The organism is Streptomyces venezuelae (assembly GCF_008642335.1).
Lineage (GTDB): Bacteria > Actinomycetota > Actinomycetes > Streptomycetales > Streptomycetaceae > Streptomyces > Streptomyces venezuelae_F.
On the sequence record NZ_CP029191.1, the window covers coordinates 6,468,882 to 6,485,690 of the forward strand.

At 73.0% G+C, this 16,809-nt stretch carries 11 protein-coding genes; 7 read left to right on the forward strand and 4 right to left on the reverse strand.

Annotation, left to right across the window (positions count from 1 at the left end; translation table 11 throughout):
* Positions 1–109: 109 nt before the first annotated feature.
* Positions 110–2,674: a polysaccharide lyase family 8 super-sandwich domain-containing protein gene (locus DEJ49_RS29065; RefSeq protein ID WP_150186844.1), complete on the forward strand. Its 2,565-nt coding sequence runs from the start codon at positions 110–112 to the stop codon at positions 2,672–2,674.
* Positions 2,675–2,712: 38 nt separating this feature from the next.
* Here the strand turns inward: DEJ49_RS29065 and DEJ49_RS29070 are convergent, their stop codons facing one another.
* Together DEJ49_RS29070 and DEJ49_RS29075 are read right to left on the reverse strand one after the other, a co-directional pair.
* Positions 2,713–2,910 carry a ferredoxin gene (locus DEJ49_RS29070; protein WP_150186845.1) on the reverse strand — a complete coding sequence of 66 codons (198 nt, stop codon included), beginning with the start codon at positions 2,908–2,910 and terminating at the stop codon, positions 2,713–2,715.
* Between the two features lie 26 nt (positions 2,911–2,936).
* Positions 2,937–4,163, reverse strand: coding sequence for a cytochrome P450 (locus DEJ49_RS29075; protein ID WP_150186846.1), 1,227 nt, complete (start codon positions 4,161–4,163; stop codon positions 2,937–2,939).
* Positions 4,164–4,482: 319 nt separating this feature from the next.
* On the opposite strand from DEJ49_RS29075, the gene DEJ49_RS29080 reads away from it, so the two are divergent.
* The 4 genes from DEJ49_RS29080 to DEJ49_RS29095 all read left to right on the forward strand — a co-directional run bounded on the left by DEJ49_RS29080 (position 4,483) and on the right by DEJ49_RS29095 (position 9,119).
* Complete coding sequence (locus DEJ49_RS29080) at positions 4,483–5,040, forward strand: GNAT family N-acetyltransferase (RefSeq protein ID WP_150186847.1); 558 nt, start codon at positions 4,483–4,485, stop codon at positions 5,038–5,040.
* Between the two features lie 29 nt (positions 5,041–5,069).
* Positions 5,070–5,858 carry a class I SAM-dependent methyltransferase gene (locus DEJ49_RS29085; protein WP_223833241.1) on the forward strand — a complete coding sequence of 263 codons (789 nt, stop codon included), beginning with the start codon at positions 5,070–5,072 and terminating at the stop codon, positions 5,856–5,858.
* A 341-nt stretch (positions 5,859–6,199) separates the two neighbouring features.
* The gene (gene rsgA / locus DEJ49_RS29090; RefSeq protein ID WP_150186848.1) at positions 6,200–7,318 is read left to right on the forward strand and encodes a ribosome small subunit-dependent GTPase A; all 1,119 of its coding nucleotides are present in this window, start codon (positions 6,200–6,202) and stop codon (positions 7,316–7,318) included.
* Between the two features lie 376 nt (positions 7,319–7,694).
* Complete coding sequence (locus DEJ49_RS29095; RefSeq protein ID WP_190329656.1) at positions 7,695–9,119, forward strand: DNA-3-methyladenine glycosylase 2 family protein; 1,425 nt, start codon at positions 7,695–7,697, stop codon at positions 9,117–9,119.
* A gap of 109 nt (positions 9,120–9,228) precedes the next feature.
* Here DEJ49_RS29095 and DEJ49_RS29100 read toward each other — a convergent pair whose 3' ends face one another.
* Together DEJ49_RS29100 and DEJ49_RS29105 are read right to left on the reverse strand one after the other, a co-directional pair.
* A complete protein-coding gene (locus DEJ49_RS29100) occupies positions 9,229–9,711 on the reverse strand; it encodes a DUF456 domain-containing protein (RefSeq protein ID WP_150186850.1) in 483 nt (160 codons plus the stop codon).
* Positions 9,712–9,840: 129 nt separating this feature from the next.
* Positions 9,841–10,827, reverse strand: a complete 987-nt coding sequence (locus DEJ49_RS29105; RefSeq protein WP_150186851.1) for a helix-turn-helix transcriptional regulator — start codon at positions 10,825–10,827, stop codon at positions 9,841–9,843.
* A 222-nt stretch (positions 10,828–11,049) separates the two neighbouring features.
* Here DEJ49_RS29105 and DEJ49_RS29110 point away from each other — a divergent pair, with 222 nt between their 5' ends.
* On the forward strand, positions 11,050–14,850 hold the full coding sequence (locus DEJ49_RS29110) for a S8 family peptidase (protein WP_150186852.1): 3,801 nt from the start codon (positions 11,050–11,052) through the stop codon (positions 14,848–14,850).
* Between the two features lie 865 nt (positions 14,851–15,715).
* Positions 15,716–16,681 carry a protein phosphatase 2C domain-containing protein gene (locus DEJ49_RS37025; RefSeq protein WP_411757208.1) on the forward strand — a complete coding sequence of 322 codons (966 nt, stop codon included), beginning with the start codon at positions 15,716–15,718 and terminating at the stop codon, positions 16,679–16,681.
* Positions 16,682–16,809: the final 128 nt, after the last annotated feature.

The window sequence follows — 16,809 nt, forward strand, 5'->3', positions numbered from 1 at the left end:
ACTCCGCACGCCCCCGAATGCTCCCCCTACGCCCCCGGAGCGCTGCCCGACGCCCCGCGATCCGCCCCCCACTCCCGGAACGCCCCGCACGTCACCGTTGGAGGCCGCCATGGAGATCACCCGCAGAGGCCTGTTGTCTGCCATGTCTGCTATGTCCGCCCTCTCGGCCGCCGGTCTGATGGCGGTGGTCCCCGCGGGCCCGGCGTCCGCCGCCGCGGGGGCGGAGGGCCGGGCCCGCCTCCTCGCCAACACCGTCGCCGTCTTCGCCGGCACCGCCGAGTCGAACGCACGCCCGGAGACCGCCGCGAAGCTCGCCGCCATGGAGCGGACCGCGCGGGCCGACCTGAAGGCGATGGACGACGCGCGGGAGGGCGAACTCTTCGCCGGACTCGTGCTCGGCACCGACGAGGCCAACCTCAACACCGCCTACCGCAAGCTGTACGAGATCGCCCTCGCCACCCGCACCCCCGGCCTCCCCGCCGATCTGCATGGCAGCACGACCGTGCAGCACCGCGTGCTCGACGGCCTCGCGTGGCTGCACGAGCGCTACTACGGCGACCAGTCCAAGGGGTACTACGGCAACTGGTTCCACTGGGAGATCGGCATCTCCCAGCACATCAGCAAGACCCTCGTCCTGCTCGCCGACGCCGTCGTGGACCACCGCCCCGACCTGCTGCCCACCTACGTCGCCTCCATGGACGCCTATCTGCGCAACGGCACCGACGGCGACGTCGACCTCGACTCGCGCTTCCACACCGGCGCCAACCTCGCCGACATCACCACCAACCGCATCCTCCAGGGCGCCCTCCTGGGCGAGCCCGGCGAGGCGCGGATCCGCAAGGCCCTCACCGATCAGCTCACGGTCTTCGCCACCATCGACCCGTACCACCTCGACCACGGGGTCACCGACGGGCATTACGCGGACGGCTCCTTCATCCAGCACGCGTCCGTCGCGTACACCGGCTCGTACGGAAAGGGCCTGCTCACCCGCGTCGTGCAGACCCTCAAGATCCTCGACGGCACCGGCTTCGCGCACGGCGAGGAGCTCGTGCCGACCGTGCACGGATGGGTGCGGAACGGTTTCGCCCCGCTGATATTCGAGGGCTGGATGATGGAGATCGTCAAGGGCCGCGCCGTGGCGCGCCCCGACTCCGGCTACACCGACGTCGCAGTCGTCGTCGAAGCCGTCGTCGACCTCTCCTCGCTCGCCTCCGGCGCCGCGGCCACCGCCCTGAAGGCCTACGTCAAGCACGTCAGGGCCACCTCGCGCGCGCCCCTCGACCCGGCCCGCTTCGTGTCGCCCGTCAGCGTCGTGCGGTACGCCGACATCCTCGACGACGACGCCGTACCGCCCGCCGACCTCAACCCCGCCGCGCGCAGCGTCGCGTTCAACGCCATGGACAAGACGGTGCACCGACGGCCGGGCTACGCCTTCGCGCTCGCCCGCAGCTCGGACCGCATCAGCAAGTACGAGTACATGAACGGCGAGAACCTCATGCCGTGGTTCCAGGGCGACGGCGCGTACTACCTCTACCTGTCGGGGCAGGACCAGAGCCGGGCGTACGGCGTCGACTACTACACGACCGTCTCGCCGTACGGTCTCGCCGGCGTCACCGCCCCCGTCGAACAGCGCCGCACCGTACCGGAGTTGTACGGCAAGGCGTACTACGACAACCCGGGCCACCCCCTCAACTTCACCTCGTCGTCCGAGTCGCAGAACAAGTACGTCTACTTCCCGCGCGGCACCAACGGGTTCTCGGGCGGCGCCGTCCTGGGGGAGTACGGCGCGGCGGGGATGGTGCAGTCGAGCGACGTGGCGTACGACGACCGGGGGCTGCTGCCCGGCGACTTCGTGGTGTACCGGGCGGCGACGGCGACCAAGTCGTGGTTCCTGTTCGACGACGAGATCGTGGTGCTCGCCGCCGACGTGGGCGACGCGGCGGGGCGCGCCGTCACCACGACCGTCGACGCCCGCACCGCGGATCCCGGCGACCGGATCTACCTCACCGGAGTGCTGCGCGACGGCCGCCCCTGGACCGGCCCCGGCACCGCCGACCTGCACTGGCTGCGCTACGCCAACACCACCGAGGGCACCGCCGTCGGATACGTCTTCCTCGACACACCGCAGGTGCGGGTCACCCTGGACGAGGTCACCCGCAGCCGCCGCGTCGTCCGCACCGCCAACTCCGATGCGCCGGTGACCCGTTCGGTCCTCGGTGTCACCGTCGACGGGGCGGCGGGCGCCCGGCCCGCCCGCCTCGCTTACGCGCTGGTGCCGAACGCCGGCGAGGCCAAGCTGCGCGCCCACCGCCATGGGCCGCTCAAGGTCCTCGCCAACACCCGCCGCCTGCAGGCAGTCACCCACACAGGACTCGGCCTGACGGCCGCCAACGCCTTCACGGAAGGCCGGCACGAGGCCGGGGAACTCCGCGTGCACGGCCCCGCCTCCGTCCTCGTCCAGCGCGCGGACCGCCGCGGCGGCACCGTCCGCGTCGCGGTGTCCGACCCGACGATGGGCCGGGACACCGCGACGGTCCTGCTCCGCGGCCGCCCCCTGCGCAGGACCACCGGGGACCCGCAGGTGCGGGTGGACCGGGCCCCGGGCGGCACGCGCATCGAGGTGAACACGCACCACGCGTACGGAAGGAGCTTCACGGTCACGCTGGCGGAGTGAACTCTGATGCGTGCTCCGCTAACTGATGAGCCATCAGCTCAGTTCTGCCGCTGCACGCTGATGGCCTGCACGGGACACGCCCGCGCGGCCTCCCGTACGAGCGGATCGCCGCCGCCGTCCTGACGGCCGGGCAGCACCTCGCTCAGGCCGTCGTCGTCCTGGGTGAAGACGCCCGGCGCGGTGAGCGCGCACATGCCCGCGCCCACGCACCTGTCCTTCTCGACATGGATCGCCATGTGCTCCACGCTGGCTCCTCCGCTCCTCACCAGGTGACGGGGAGTTCGAGCATCCCCTGGATCGTGTCGCCCGGCTTGAACGGGATGTCCTGCGCAGGCGCCGCGAGCCGCAGCCCCGGCAGGCGCGCGAAGAGGGTGCCGAGCGCGATCTCCAGCTCGGCGCGGGCGAGGTTCTGGCCCAGGCACTGGTGGATGCCGAAGCCGAAGGCCAGGTGGTGACGGTCCCGGCGGTGCCAGTCCAGGTCCTCGGGGCCTTCGAAGACCGTGTCGTCACGGTTGATGAGGGACGTGGCGAAGACGACGCCGTCGTCGACGCGGATGGTGCCCGCCGGCGTCTCGATCTCCTCCTTCGCCACCCGCAGCAGCCCGTCCGCGATCGACAGGAAGCGCAGCAGCTCCTCGACGGCGCCCGGCAGCAGCGGGGGATCAGCGCGCAGCCCCGCGCGCAGTTCGGCCAGCCGGTCGGGGTGCTGGAGCAGGGTGAACGTACCCAGCGAGATCATGTTCGCGGTGGTCTCGTGCCCGGCGATCAGCAGGATGGTGGCCAGCCGGACGAGCTCTTCCGGGTCCACCGCGCCGGAAGCGAGCTGTTCCGCGATCAGCTCGTCGAGCAGCCCCTCGCCGGGTTCCGCGCGCTTCTTCTCGATCAAGTCGTAGAAGTAGGCGTCCATCGCGTCCCGCGCCGCCTGGGTGTCCTCGGCGGTGGGTCCGCGCAGCAGCCGCCTCGACTGCTCCTCGAAGAACTCGTGGTCGCTGTAGGGCACCCCCAGCAGGGCGCAGATCACCATCGAGGGGACGGGCAGCGCGAACGCGCTCACCAGCTCGGCGGGCGGCCCCTGTTCGACCATCGCGTCCAGGAGCAGGTCGACCGTCGCCTGGATCTGCGGGCGCAGGGCCGCGATGCGCTTGACGGAGAAGCTGGGGATCAGCATGCGGCGCTGTACGTTGTGCTCCGGGTCGTCGACGCCGAGCAGGGCGATGCGGCGGTCGCGGAGCCGGGCGAACCGTTCGGTCGGAGCGGGGAAGGCCTCGTTCTCGCGGTCGGCGGAGAGGCGCGGGTCGATGAGCAGCTCACGCGCCGCGGCCCGCCCGGTGACCAGCCACACGGAGCGGCCGTCGAACAGCCTGACGCGGGAGAAGGGGAAGTCCTCGCGGAGGGGTGCGTACGCGGTGGGCGGGTGGTACGGACACGTGCGGTCCTGGGGGAATTCGATGGATTCGGTGGACTCGGTAGGGGTCGTTGTCTCCGTCATGGAAGTACCTCGCAAGCGCAGTTCGTCCCTGATCCGCTCACCATTGGATGGCTGAGGCAACTAATTCGTCCACGACAAGACCGGCCAGATCGCCGACTGCGGGGAGTTGTCCGGAACCGCACCCTCCGCTCAACCGGCCTGCGTCCGAGGGCGATGACGGCCCGGCGCGGGCGACGCGACGGCTTCCGGTCGGCCGACGACCCCCGCCACTACCCCGGCAGACGCCGTGGACCGGCCCCTGAAGGAAGAATTCCGGCCGAGTGAGCGGACCGCCGTGCGAAGATCCGCATCGACCGCGTGACCACTGTGGAGGACGAGGATGTTCGCGATATCCCTGGGAGACGGAGCGGAACTGCGCCCGCTGGAACCGTGGCAGGCCGAGGAGTTCCTCGCCCACATGGACCGCGGCCGCGACTACATCGGCCGCTACGTCGGACTCCCCGACATCACCGCCGACCTGGACTCCGCCCGCGCCTGGCTCCAGGTGTTCGCCGACAAGGCGGCCGCCGACACCGGCCGCCTCTACGGCATCAGACTCGACGGACGGCTCGTCGGCGGCGTCCTCCTCCGGGCGTTCGACGCGGCGTCGGGCACGTGCGAGGCGGGCTGCTGGCTGGAACCGGACGCGTCGGGGCGCGGCCTGGTCACGCGTGCGGTACGCGTCGTCATCGACTGGGCGATCGAGACGCGCGGCATGCACCGCGTGGAGTGGCGGGTGGCCCCGGAGAACACACCGAGCATCAACGTCGCGAAGCGCCTGGGCATGACCCGCGAGGGCTGCCTGCGCGAGGACGACCCCTACCGTGGCGTACGACAGGACACGGAGATCTGGTCGGTACTGGCGCGGGAGTGGCGCGCGGGGAGTGACGCGACGTGACGCCGGCAGACGGCACGGACGCGACCGATGTGGGCACGACCGACGCGGAGACGACCGACGCGGAGACGACCGACGCGGAATACGCACACCCGCGCCTCGCCGCGCTCTACGACGTGCTCGACCCCGACCGCTCCGACCTCGACGCGTACGTCGCCATGGCGGAGGAGTTCGGCGCGCGCCGGGTCCTCGACATCGGCTGCGGCACCGGCGTGCTCGCGCTGCGGCTGACCGGGCGCGGCGTCGACGTCGTGGGCGTCGACCCGGCCGCCGCGTCACTGGACGTCGCCCGCGCCAAGCCCGGCGCCGAACGCGTGCGCTGGATCCACGGCGACGCGTCGTCACTCCCGCCCCTCCAGGTCGACCTGGTCACCATGACGGCGAACGTCGCCCAGCAGATCACCGCCCCGGACGCATGGCGCGAGACCCTGCGAGCCGCCCGCGAAGCACTGCGCCCGGGCGGCCGCCTGATCTTCGAGACGAGGGTCCCCGCCCGGCGCGCCTGGAAGAACTGGACCCGCGAGGCCTCGCACCGCGTGACCCGGGTGCCGGGAACGGGTGCGGTCGAGAGCTGGGTCGAAGTGACGGCGGTGGACGGCCCGTTGGTGTCGTACCACTGGACCTACGTCTTCGAAGCGGACGGGCAGGTCATGACATCGGACTCGACCCTGTGCTTCCGCGAGCGCGCGGAGGTGGAGACGGAACTGGGCGCCCAGGGATACGTGGTGGACGAGGTCCGCGACGCCCCGGACCGGCCGGGGCGGGAGTACGTGTTCGTGGCGCGGCGGCCGGGGGGTCGGGAGCGGCCCATGTCCGCGTAGAGCGCTATCCGTTTCGGGTGGTCGGGTGCGCGGTTGAGCTTGGCTCGGACGTGGCGGAAATAATCGGTGGTGGGCCGGGCGGGGGTGTGGATAGGGTTCGGGTGTTCCCAGGCGGTCGTTCGGCCGTCGGGTCCGGCTGAGCAGATCAGCAGCAGTAGCGGTATCAGTAGCGGTATGGATCTGGAGGTGTTGACCGATGGCTGTCGTTGCGATGGGCGCTGCCCGCATCCGGAAGTTCATCAAGTCCACCTCCGTGGCCACCGGCTGATCCGACCTCTTTCTCTTTCCGTGCGCGCTGACGGCGTGCGCGGGTGCCGGGGCCGCCCTGTGAAGGGTTTCCCTTGTCTTCCTCTTCTCTCTCTCCGTTCTCTTCGGCTGCCTCCTCGCACCCCCTCGCCCCGTACGGCTGGGACGCGGACTGGGAAGCCGAGTTCGCGCCCTACGCGGCGCAAGGCCTCGTGGCCGGGCGCGTCGCCCGGGTCGACCGCGGGCAGTGCGACGTCATCACCGCCGAAGGCACCGTGCGCGCCGACACCGAGTTCGTCACCCCGCGCGACCCGCTGAAGGTCGTGTGCACCGGCGACTGGGTCGCCGTCGACGCGGACGGCGCCGACCCCCGGTACGTACAGACGTATCTGCCGCGGCGCACCTCCTTCGTGCGCTCCACCTCCTCCAAGCGGTCCGAGGGGCAGATCCTCGCGGCCAACGTCGACCACTCGATCATCGCGGTGTCGCTCGCCGCGGAGCTCGACCTCGCGCGGATCGAGCGGTTCCTCGCGCTCGGCTGGGAGTCCGGCGGGCAGCCGGTCGTCGTGCTCACCAAGGCCGACCTCGTGCCGGACGCCGCGACGCTCGGCCACCTCGTCGAGGACGTGGAGACCGCCGCGCCCGGCGTGCAGGTGCTGCCCGTCAGCGCCACGTCCGGGGACGGTGTCGACATCCTCGCCGCGGTCGTCTCCGGCGGTACGTCGGTGCTGCTCGGTCAGTCCGGCGCCGGCAAGTCGACGCTCGCCAACGCGCTCGCCGGGGCCGACGTCATGGAGGTCCAGGCCATCCGCGACGTCGACGGCAAGGGCCGGCACACGACGACCACGCGCAACCTCATCCCCCTCCCCGGGGGCGGGGTCCTCATCGATACGCCCGGGCTGCGCGGAGTGGGCCTGTGGGACGCCGAGAGCGGCGTCGGGCAGGTCTTCTCCGAGATCGAGGAACTGGCGGCGCGGTGCCGGTTCCACGACTGCGCGCACGGGGCGGAGCCGGGGTGTGCCGTGCTCGACGCGGTCGAGTCCGGCGTCCTTCCCGAGCGCCGCCTCGACAGCTACCGCAAGCTGATCCGCGAGAACCAGCGCATCGTCGCCAAGACGGACGCGCGGGCCCGCGCGGAGATGCGGCGGCAGTGGCGGTTGCGGGGGGCGGAGGGGCGGGCGGCGCTCGACATCAAGCGGGGGCGCGTGCGCTGAGCTTGGGGGGGTGGGGTGGGGGGCCCTCGGGGGTTGGTGGGGCCTCGGGGGTGTGGGGAGCTGCGGGTTCGTTGTGGCTGGGCGCGCAGTTCCCCGCGCCCCTGGGGCTGCGCCCCGCGCCCCCCTGGGGCTGCGCCCCGCGCCCCCTGGGGCTGCGCCCCTCGCCCCGCTGGGGCTGCGCCCCTCGCCCCGCTGGGGCTGCGCCCCTCGCCCCGCTGGGGCTGCGCCCCTCGCCCCGCTGGGGCTGCGCCCTCGCCCCGCTGGGGCTGCGCCCCTCGCCCCGGGGAGGTGGGGGGCACAGTCCCAGGGGGCCGGGACCTTCATGTCCGAATTCCGCCAGCCCCCGCCCTCCCCTCCACCCCACAATGGAGGCGTGATCGATGAAGAGACCAGGTACGAGGCCGTGCGCAGCCGGGACGCTCGGTTCGACGGTGCGTTCTTCTTCGCCGTCCGGACCACTGGCATCTACTGCCGTCCCAGCTGCCCCGCCGTCACCCCCAAGCGGCAGAACGTCCGCTTCTACACCACCGCTGCCGCCGCCCAGACCTCCGGCTTCCGTGCCTGTCGGCGGTGCAGGCCGGACGCCGTTCCCGGGTCCGCCGACTGGAACGTGCGCGCCGATGTCGTGGGCCGCGCCATGCGCATGATCGGGGACGGCGTCGTCGACCGCGAGGGCGTACCGGGGCTCGCCGTGCGGCTCGGGTACAGCGCCCGGCAGGTGCAGCGTCAGCTCACCGCCGAGCTCGGCGCGGGCCCCGTCGCCCTCGCGCGAGCGCAGCGCGCCCACACCGCCCGCGTACTGCTGCAGACCACGGACCTGCCCGTCACCGAGATCGCCTTCGCCGCCGGATTCGCCAGCGTGCGGCAGTTCAACGACACGATCAGGACGGTGTACGCGCTGACGCCGACCGCCCTGCGCGCCGCCGCCCCGCGCCGCGGCGCCGCCCGCGCCACTCCCGCCGCCGGCATCCCGCTCCGCCTCGCCCACCGTGGCCCCTACCGCGCCGACGCCGTCTTCGACCTGCTCGCCGAGGAGACCGTCACCGGCATCGAGGAGGTCACCGGCGAACGGGGTGCCCGCACCTACCGGCGTACGCTCCGGCTGCCGCACGGCACGGGCATCGTCGCCGTCGAGGAAACGCACCACGACACCACGACCGGCAGTGGCACCGGCACCGGCACCGGCGCGGGGTCGGCCGGCGAGGCCGTGCACCGGGGCGGCTGGCTCGACGCCCGGCTTCACCTCAGCGACCTGCGCGACCTCACCACGGCCGTGCAGCGCCTGCGGCGCCTCTTCGACCTGGACGCCGACCCGTACGCCGTGGACGCGCGGCTCGGCGCCGACCCCCGGCTCGCACCGCTCGTCACCGCCAGGCCCGGGCTGCGGTCGCCGGGCACCGCCGACCCCGACGAGTTCGCGGTGCGTGCGCTGGTGGGCAGGGAGGAGGCGGGACGCCTCGTCCGGGAGCACGGCACCGTGCTCGACGCGGCGTGCGGCGGACTCACCCACACGTTCCCGGCCCCCGCCGCGCTGGCCGCCGCACCGGGCACGCTCGGCGCGCTGGCCGCCGCACTCGCCGACGGTTCCCTGCGCCTGGACGCGGGCGCGGACCGCGACGACGCGGAGGCGGTGCTGCGGGCCCTCCCGGGCGTCGACGCACGAACGGCCGCGCTCATCCGAATGCGGGCACTGGGCGACCCGGACGTGGCGCTCCCGGGCGCCCCGGACCAGACCCTCGACGCGTGGCGTCCATGGCGGTCCTACGCGCTGCGCCACCTGGCCCTGGCAGGCGGCTCGTAGGCGGATGCTCGCGTGCGATCCGGGTGTGGCGCTGTCCGGTGGGCCGGACCGAACCCGCGACGGGTGGCGTCCGTGGCGGTCCTCATCACCGCCCCCGCTGAACCGCCCCTCACCCCCAGATCAACGCCCCCAACCACGCCCCCAGGATCAGCAGGCACGCGAACAGTTCCGTGAGCACGCTGCTTCCGCCCATGCGCAGGGCCGTCCGCGTCGCGGTCACCGCCTCGCCGTGGCCGCCCAGGCGCAGGCGTTCGCCGGTGTAGATCCCGGCGATGAAGCCGGGGATCGCGCCGATCACCGGCACGACGCAGAAGCCGAGCAGCGCGCCCGCCCCCGCGAAGACCGCCATGCGGCGTGTCGCGCCGCTCTCGCGCAGGCGGCGGGGCGGCAGCTGCCAGCGGACGGCCTGCGCCGCGAGGAGGACGAGCGTCGCGCCGACGAGGATGCCCCAGGCGAGCCCGTTCGGGTCCTGCAGCGTCCACCAGAGGACCGCGGCCCACACCAGCCACGCCCCCGGCACACCGGGCACCAAGACTCCGCACAGGCCGAGCAGCATGACCACGCCGACCAGCAGGAGTTCCCACGCTCCCATCTGTCCAGAGTGCCGCAGATCCGGTGAAACCGCAGGTCAGGTTAGTCCCGGGTGCGGAGTGAGGACACAGCGAGGACGCGGCGAGGACGCAGCAAGGGCACAGGGAGAGGGGGCAGGAAAGCGCTGGCGCTAGCGGCGTGCCACCCAGTTTCGTTCGTACGCGTGCCAGCCCAGCTGCAACCGCGTCGTCACCCCCGTCAGCTCCATCAGCCGCTTCACCCGGCGCTGCACCGTCCGCAGGCCCAGGTCCAGCTGTTTCGCGACGCTCGCGTCCGTCAGGCCGGCGAGCAGGAGGGACAGGATCTCCAGGTCCGTGCCGTCCGGGCCCTCCGGCGCGGCCTCGGACAGGGCGCCGCCGTTCTCGCCGATGCGCAGCGGCAACGCCTCCCGCCACACCGCCTCGAAGAGACCCGACAGGGACTCCAGCAGGCCGCTGGCGTGCACGACGAGTGCCGCGGGCTCCGCCGTGCGCGAGGTCAGCGGCACCATCGCGAGCGTGCCGTCGGCGATCACGAGTTTCGTGGGGACGCGGTCCACGACCCGTACCTGCTCGTCGCGTCCGATCGCCGCCGACAGCTCCGCGAGGCCCGTCGGGAGGTCGAGTACCGTGCGCTCGACCACGACGCGGTAGCGCACGCCGCGCCCCGTCGCCTGCTCCTCGGCGCTGTTCTCCGTACCCGTGATGGCGACGGGGCTGCCCGTGACGAGGGCGCACACCTCGTCACTCGCGCCCAGCTGCAGCTGGAGGAAGCGCTGGGAGACCGCGGCCGCGCCCGTGACCACCTCGACCAGGTCGTGGACGGTCGGCTCGGTGGCCTGCGCGCGGTACTCCTCCGCGAGCAGCGTCGCCGCCAGCTCGGCCTTCTCCAGCTCGTGCCGCTGCTGCGTGAGGAGCGCACCGAGCGCCACGCCGGGCGGTGCCGCCACCCAGCGGCCCGCCCTGCCGGACGCCTGCGCGGCTAGCCCGTGCCGCTCCAGGCGGCGCAGTGTCCGCTCGGTCTCCGGCTCGCCGAGGGTGAGCCTGCGCGCGAGGTCCGCGACGTCGGCGGCGCCCACCGACACCAGCGCCCGGTACGCCGACTCGTGCGTCTCGTCCAGACCTATCGCAGACAGCATGCGGCGACCGCCCCTCCCCAGTGCTCCGTTCCGGCGGCGCCGTGGCGGGAAACAGCCACGGCGTAAACCCGCCCGAGGACATCATCCCCGCACCGCGCGTCCCGATGACAAGGTGACGCCACCGCAGCACCAACCACGGTCACGTTCGCGGCCTTTGGGCCGTCTTGACCGCGGTCCAGTCCTGCGTGCCCGTCTGCATGCCCACCAACCCTGGGGAGAGCGATGCGCCTGATATCGCGTACGGCCTTGGGGGCGGCGTCCGCCGTCGCCCTCGCCGTCACCGCGGCCGTTCCGTCCGTGGCCGAGCCACGCGCGGACACGGCGGACGAGAGGCCACTGGTGGGCAGCGCCCTCCAGCGCGACGGCGGTGCCGTCGTCACCCTCGTCACCGGTGACCGCGTCCTGGTCAGATCCGACGGCAAGAGCGGGGGCGAGAGCCGCGGCAAAAGCAGCGCGGGGGCCGCCGCACTGCCCGGCGAGGACGGCACGACGCCGATGATCCAGACGCGGCAGTCCGGCAAGGACCTGTACGTCTACCCCGAAGGCGCCGTCCACGCCATCGCCGAGGGCCTCGTCGACGAGGAGCTCTTCAACGTCACCGGGCTCGTCCGCCAGGGCTACGACGACGCGCACTCCAAGAAGCTGCCGCTCATCGCCGTGTACGACACGTCCGTCGACGTCGCCCGCGCGGTGCCCGCCACCCCGCGCGGCGCCGAGCGCGGCCCCGTCCTCGAACCCGTCGACGGCGTCGCCCTGAAGGCCGACAAGAAGAAGGCCGGTGACTTCTGGGCGGACATCACCAACCCCCGGTCCCGTGCCGCGGGCGATCTGAAGAAACTGTGGCTCGACGCCAAGGTCGAGGCCACCCTCGAGAGGTCCACCAAGCAGGTGCACGCCCCCGAGGCCTGGGCCGCCGGATACGACGGCAAGGGCACCAAGGTCGCCGTCCTCGACACCGGCGCCGACGCCGGGCACCCCGACCTCAAGGGCCGCATCGGCGCGACGAGGAACTTCACCGACTCCCCGGACACCGAGGACCGGCAGGGCCACGGCACCCACACCACCTCCACCGTCGGCGGCTCCGGCGCGGCGAGCGGCGGCAAGAAGAAGGGCGTCGCACCCGGCACCGAGCTCCTGCACGGCAAGGTCCTGAACGACAGCGGGTCCGGCGCCACGTCCTGGATCATCGAGGGCATGCAGTGGGCCGTCGACCAGAAGGCCGACGTCGTCTCGATGAGCCTCGGCAACCCGGCGCGGACCGACTGCACCGACCCGATGAGCACGGCGACCGAGGAGCTCGCGCGGTCCGCGAAGGACACCCTCTTCGTCATCGCCGCCGGCAACACGGGGCCCTCCCTCAACTCCGTCTCCTCGCCCGGCTGCGCGCCCGGCGTCCTGACCGTCGGCGCCGTCGACCGCGACGACACCACGGCCCCCTTCTCCAGCCGCGGGCCCGCCTACGGCTCGCACACCCTCAAGCCGGAGATCGCCGCGCCCGGCGTCGGCATCTCCGCCGCGGCCGCGGGCGGCAGGGGCGTCCACGCGTACCGATCCATGAGCGGTACGTCGATGGCGACCCCGCACGTCGCGGGCGCCGCCGCCCTGGTCAAGCAGCGCCACCCCGACTGGAGCGCCCAGCGGATCAAGGCGGCCCTCGTGTCGTCCGCCGACAGCCGCGTGCCCGGCGACGCGCGCGAGACCGGCGGCGGACGCCTCGACGCCAAGGCGGCCGTCGACCAGAAGGTGCTCGGCTCACCCGCCGTGCAGGGCGGCAGCTTCGGCTGGCCGCAGGACTCCTCCGACCGCACCACGGTCGACGTGCCCTACACCAACACCACCGACAAGGCCGTCACGTTGCAGCTGGCCGTGGACGCGGTCACCGGCAACGACGGCTCCTCCGTCCGCTCCGGCGTCGCGCGGCTCGGCAAGCGCTCCGTGACCGTCCCGGCCGGGGCCACCGTACGGGTGCCGTTGAAGGTCACCCCGGACGCGGAGCTCAAGCGCGCCCAGTACGGCGACGTCACGGGACGCGTCCTCGCCACCGCGGCCGACGGCACCCGCGTCTCCACGCCCTTCTCCCTCTACGTCCAGCCGGAGACCGTCAGCCTCCGCGTGAAGCTGATCGACCGCCACGGCAGGGCCGCTGACGGAACGTCATCCGTCGACCTCATCGGCACCGACACCGCCACCGGCGAGCGGCGCTTCAACGAGGGCGCGAACGACCAGACGTACCAGGTCCGTCCCGGCTCCTACTTCCTGACCGGGTTCATCGACACGCGGGACACCGAAGGCGGCGGCGACAAGAAACTCACCGACTCCCTCACCCACATCGCCCGCCCGCAGGTCGAGGTCGAGAAGGACACCACGATCACGCTCGACGCCCGCAAGGCGCACCGCCTCACCGTCAGGACGGACAAGGCGTCCGAAGTGCGCGGCGCCACCCTCGCCTTCGCCCGCACCTGGGGCAAGGACAACTGGCTGCACGCCGGCACCGCCGCGGGACCGCGCACCATCCGCTCCTACTACCAGTCCGTCGAGGGCAGGCCGGCCGACGGCACCTTCGAATCCGGCAGCTACTGGCGTACCGCGGCACCCCAGATCACCGAACTCGCCGTGGTGGGCGACAAGAACCCGGACAAGAAGCTGCACCCTCTCACCGCCTCCCTCGGCTCCGCCAACCTCGACGGCACCGGCAAGGCCGCCGTCGTCGACGCCAAGTCCGGTACCGCGCAGGAGCTCGAAGCCGCGGGCGTCAAGGGCAGGATCGCACTGGTCGAGGCGCCTGACAGCGGTGACGTGGCGGCCGTGGCCGCCGAGGCGAAGAAGGCAGGCGCGGTCGCCGTCCTCGCCCACCGCGCGGCTCCCGGCCGCTGGTACCCGTCCGCCGGATTCACCGGATCGCCGCTGCCGGTCCTCGGCATCGAGCCGGACGACGCGGCGTACGTCCTGTCCCGACTGGCCTCGGGCCCCGTCGTCTTGCGGTGGAAGGCCACCGCGAACAGCCCCTACGTCTACAACCTCGCGTTCCCCGAGACCGGGCAGATCCGCGCCGACCGCACCTATCGCGTGCGGGACAAGGACCTCGCCGCGAACGAGGCGACGTACCGGGCGATGGGCCAGGCCACGGACTACGTGGACCTGCCCTCCGCGGTCCGTCCCACCGGCCTGGAGATCTACTTCGGCAACCTCGCGTCGGTCCCCGCCCCCGGCAAGCGCACCGAGTACTACTCGGCGGGCACGACCGGCTGGGGCCACCAGGTGTCCAGCAGCTTCCCGTACGGGGAGTTCATGATCGACCCGGTGCGCACGTACGAGAAGGGCGAGCGGCGCGAGGAGACCTGGTACGACGGGGTCCTCACGCCCGGCGCGCCCCGTGACGCCGCGGGCAGGCCCGCGCTCGCCGGTGAGCGGCAGGGGAACCTGATCGGGGTGGCCCCGGGCTTCTGGGCCGATGCCGAACACGGCGGGATCCAGGGCAGCTTCGGCGACATCGGTTCCGTGCGGCTCGAGCGGGACGGGGAGGTCGTGGGGGAGTCCGGCTGGCCGTCCGGGGTGTTCAGCGTCCCGGCGGAGGACTCCGCGTACGACCTCACCCTCTCCACGATGAAGCTCGGCTCCCGTGTGTGGCACCGGTCGACGTCGACGGAGACGACGTGGTCGTTCCGCTCGCACCTCGACGAGGACGCGGCCTCCCAGGGCATCCCGATGCTCTTCCCGAGGTACACCCTCGCCGAGGACGGCTTGAAAACCCTCCCCGCGAAGGACGGACAGCGGATTGAACTCGGCGTGACGGGGCACGCGGGGTACGAACCCGGCGCGCTCACCAAAGCGACGCTGTCGTACTCGTACGACGAGGGCCGGACGTGGACGGCGGCCAAGACCGCCGAACACGGCGGGAAGTGGAGTGCGACCGTGAACCACGCGGACGCCTCCGGCAAGCCGGTCCGGCTCAAAACCCGACTGACGGACGCTCACGGCAACTCCGTCACACAGACCGTGGCTCGCGCCTACGACGTGCGCTAGTCACACCGGTCCCGCCGGGCGGTCCTCCTGTGGGGGGTGGGCCCGCCCGGCGGCCCCTGTCGTCGCCGAGATGGCCGGAATTTCCGGATGCACCGTTTTCGTACGGCCGTCGCGGTGGAAAATTAGGGGCATGAGCCAGCAGGGGGACAGGCCCAGCGGTCGCGACGACGACTGGTGGGGACAGCTGTACGACGACGCCGCGCCGGACACGGGCCCGTCTTCGACGCCGGACACCCTGGACGACAGATACGCCTCGGCCTCGAACGCACTCCAGCCCCCCGTCCCACCCCAACGCCCACCCACGGACCCGTTTTCCACGGACCCCTCCGACGCCCACCCCGGCCCCCGCGACGACAACACCCCGCCCGCCGTGCCCGGCGAGCCGGGACCTCCTGGGCCTTTCGCCGCCCCCGGCCCCCGCGGAGCCGGGGCCCCGCCCGACGTGGCCGGCCGGCCGGGACGTCCAGGACCCTTCGCTGCCCACGACCCCCGCGACGACACCGACCCGCCCGACGCGGCAGGCCCGCCCTACGACCCGAGCGCCGGCCGCACCCCCGCCGGCCGGCCGGAACCCCCCGCGTCTCCCGCCCCCGAAGAACCCGCCGCGTCCCGCCCCCCGCGCACCCCGCCCACCTTCACCGCCCCGGCGCCCTGGGCGCCGCCTGCCGTGTCCGGTGGTCCTTCGACGTTTCCTGCCGGGGAGCGCGGGGGCGGTGGCGAGGGAGTCGGGTACTCCGGGGCGTCCACGGAAGGGCCCCGTGCCGGGGCGGCCGGTTCACGTCCGCCTGGCGTCCACGGTGCCTCTCCCCGTCCGCCCGGCGCCCACGGCGTGTCTCCGCGGTCGGCCGATGACGGAGTTCCCTACGTGGGGGACGGGCCGCCCACCTATGAAGCCGAGCCCAGCGCCTTGCCTGCCGCGGATCCCGATGATCTCGGGGAGCTCGTCGCCGACACCGTGCTGGACGGGGCCCGGTACGGGGCCAGTACGTTGCGGGCCGCCTCCGTGCGCGGGGATTCCGCCCGGTACCGGGGCGAGCCGCGCCGCGACGCGCTGCTCACCGCCCGCTTCGGGAGCGGCGAGGACGCCCTCGTGCTTGTCGCCATGGCCACCGGCGCCCGCGCCACGCCCGGCGCGCACCGCGCCGCCGCCGAGGCGTGCGACTGGATCGGGCGGGCCGTCGGACGCAGCCACGCGCGGCTCGCCGAGGACATCAGGGCCGCCCGGCGCGGCGACCTGAAGTCGGGCCTGCACCGCCTCACGGACCGCAGCCTCGGCAAGCTCCGCGCGCACGCCGCGGACCTGGGCATGGAACCGGACGAGTACGCCGCGTCCCTCAGGTGTCTTCTGCTGCCCGCCGACCCGTCGTGCCGTACGCGCGTGTTCTTCGGTGTCGGCGCGGGCGGCCTCTTCCGGCTGCGCGACGGCGCGTGGCAGGACATCGAACCGCGTGTCGCGGAGGCCACCGGTGAAGGAGTCGTCGGTTTCGGTTCGCCGCCTCCGCCGGGGCAGCCCGAGCAGGCGGAGGAGAGCGATCGGCTCACCATGGCGCTGGGGATCACCACGCCCCCGAGCCCGTACGAACCCGCCCCCGAGCCGCCCCGCGACCCCTTCCGCTTCCGCGCCTCCATCGCCCGCCCGGGTGACACGCTCGTCCTGTGCAGCGAAGGCCTCGCCGAGCCGCTGCGCGGTGAACCCGAGCTCGCCGAACACCTCACCCGCAGATGGGAGAAGGGCGGCCCCCCGGGGCTCGCCGCGTTCCTGGCCGACGTCCAGGTCCGGGTCAAGGGGTACGCCGACGACCGCACGGCCGCCGCCGTCTGGGAGGCATGACCGCCGCACCTGTGAATTCATGGACCAGAGGCGACCGGAAGGGCGACCAGAAGCTCCGGCTTCGTACGAGTGAAGTCCTGGTCCACGGGTCACACGGGGTGAATCACGGTTCACCAGCGTCGGAAGGT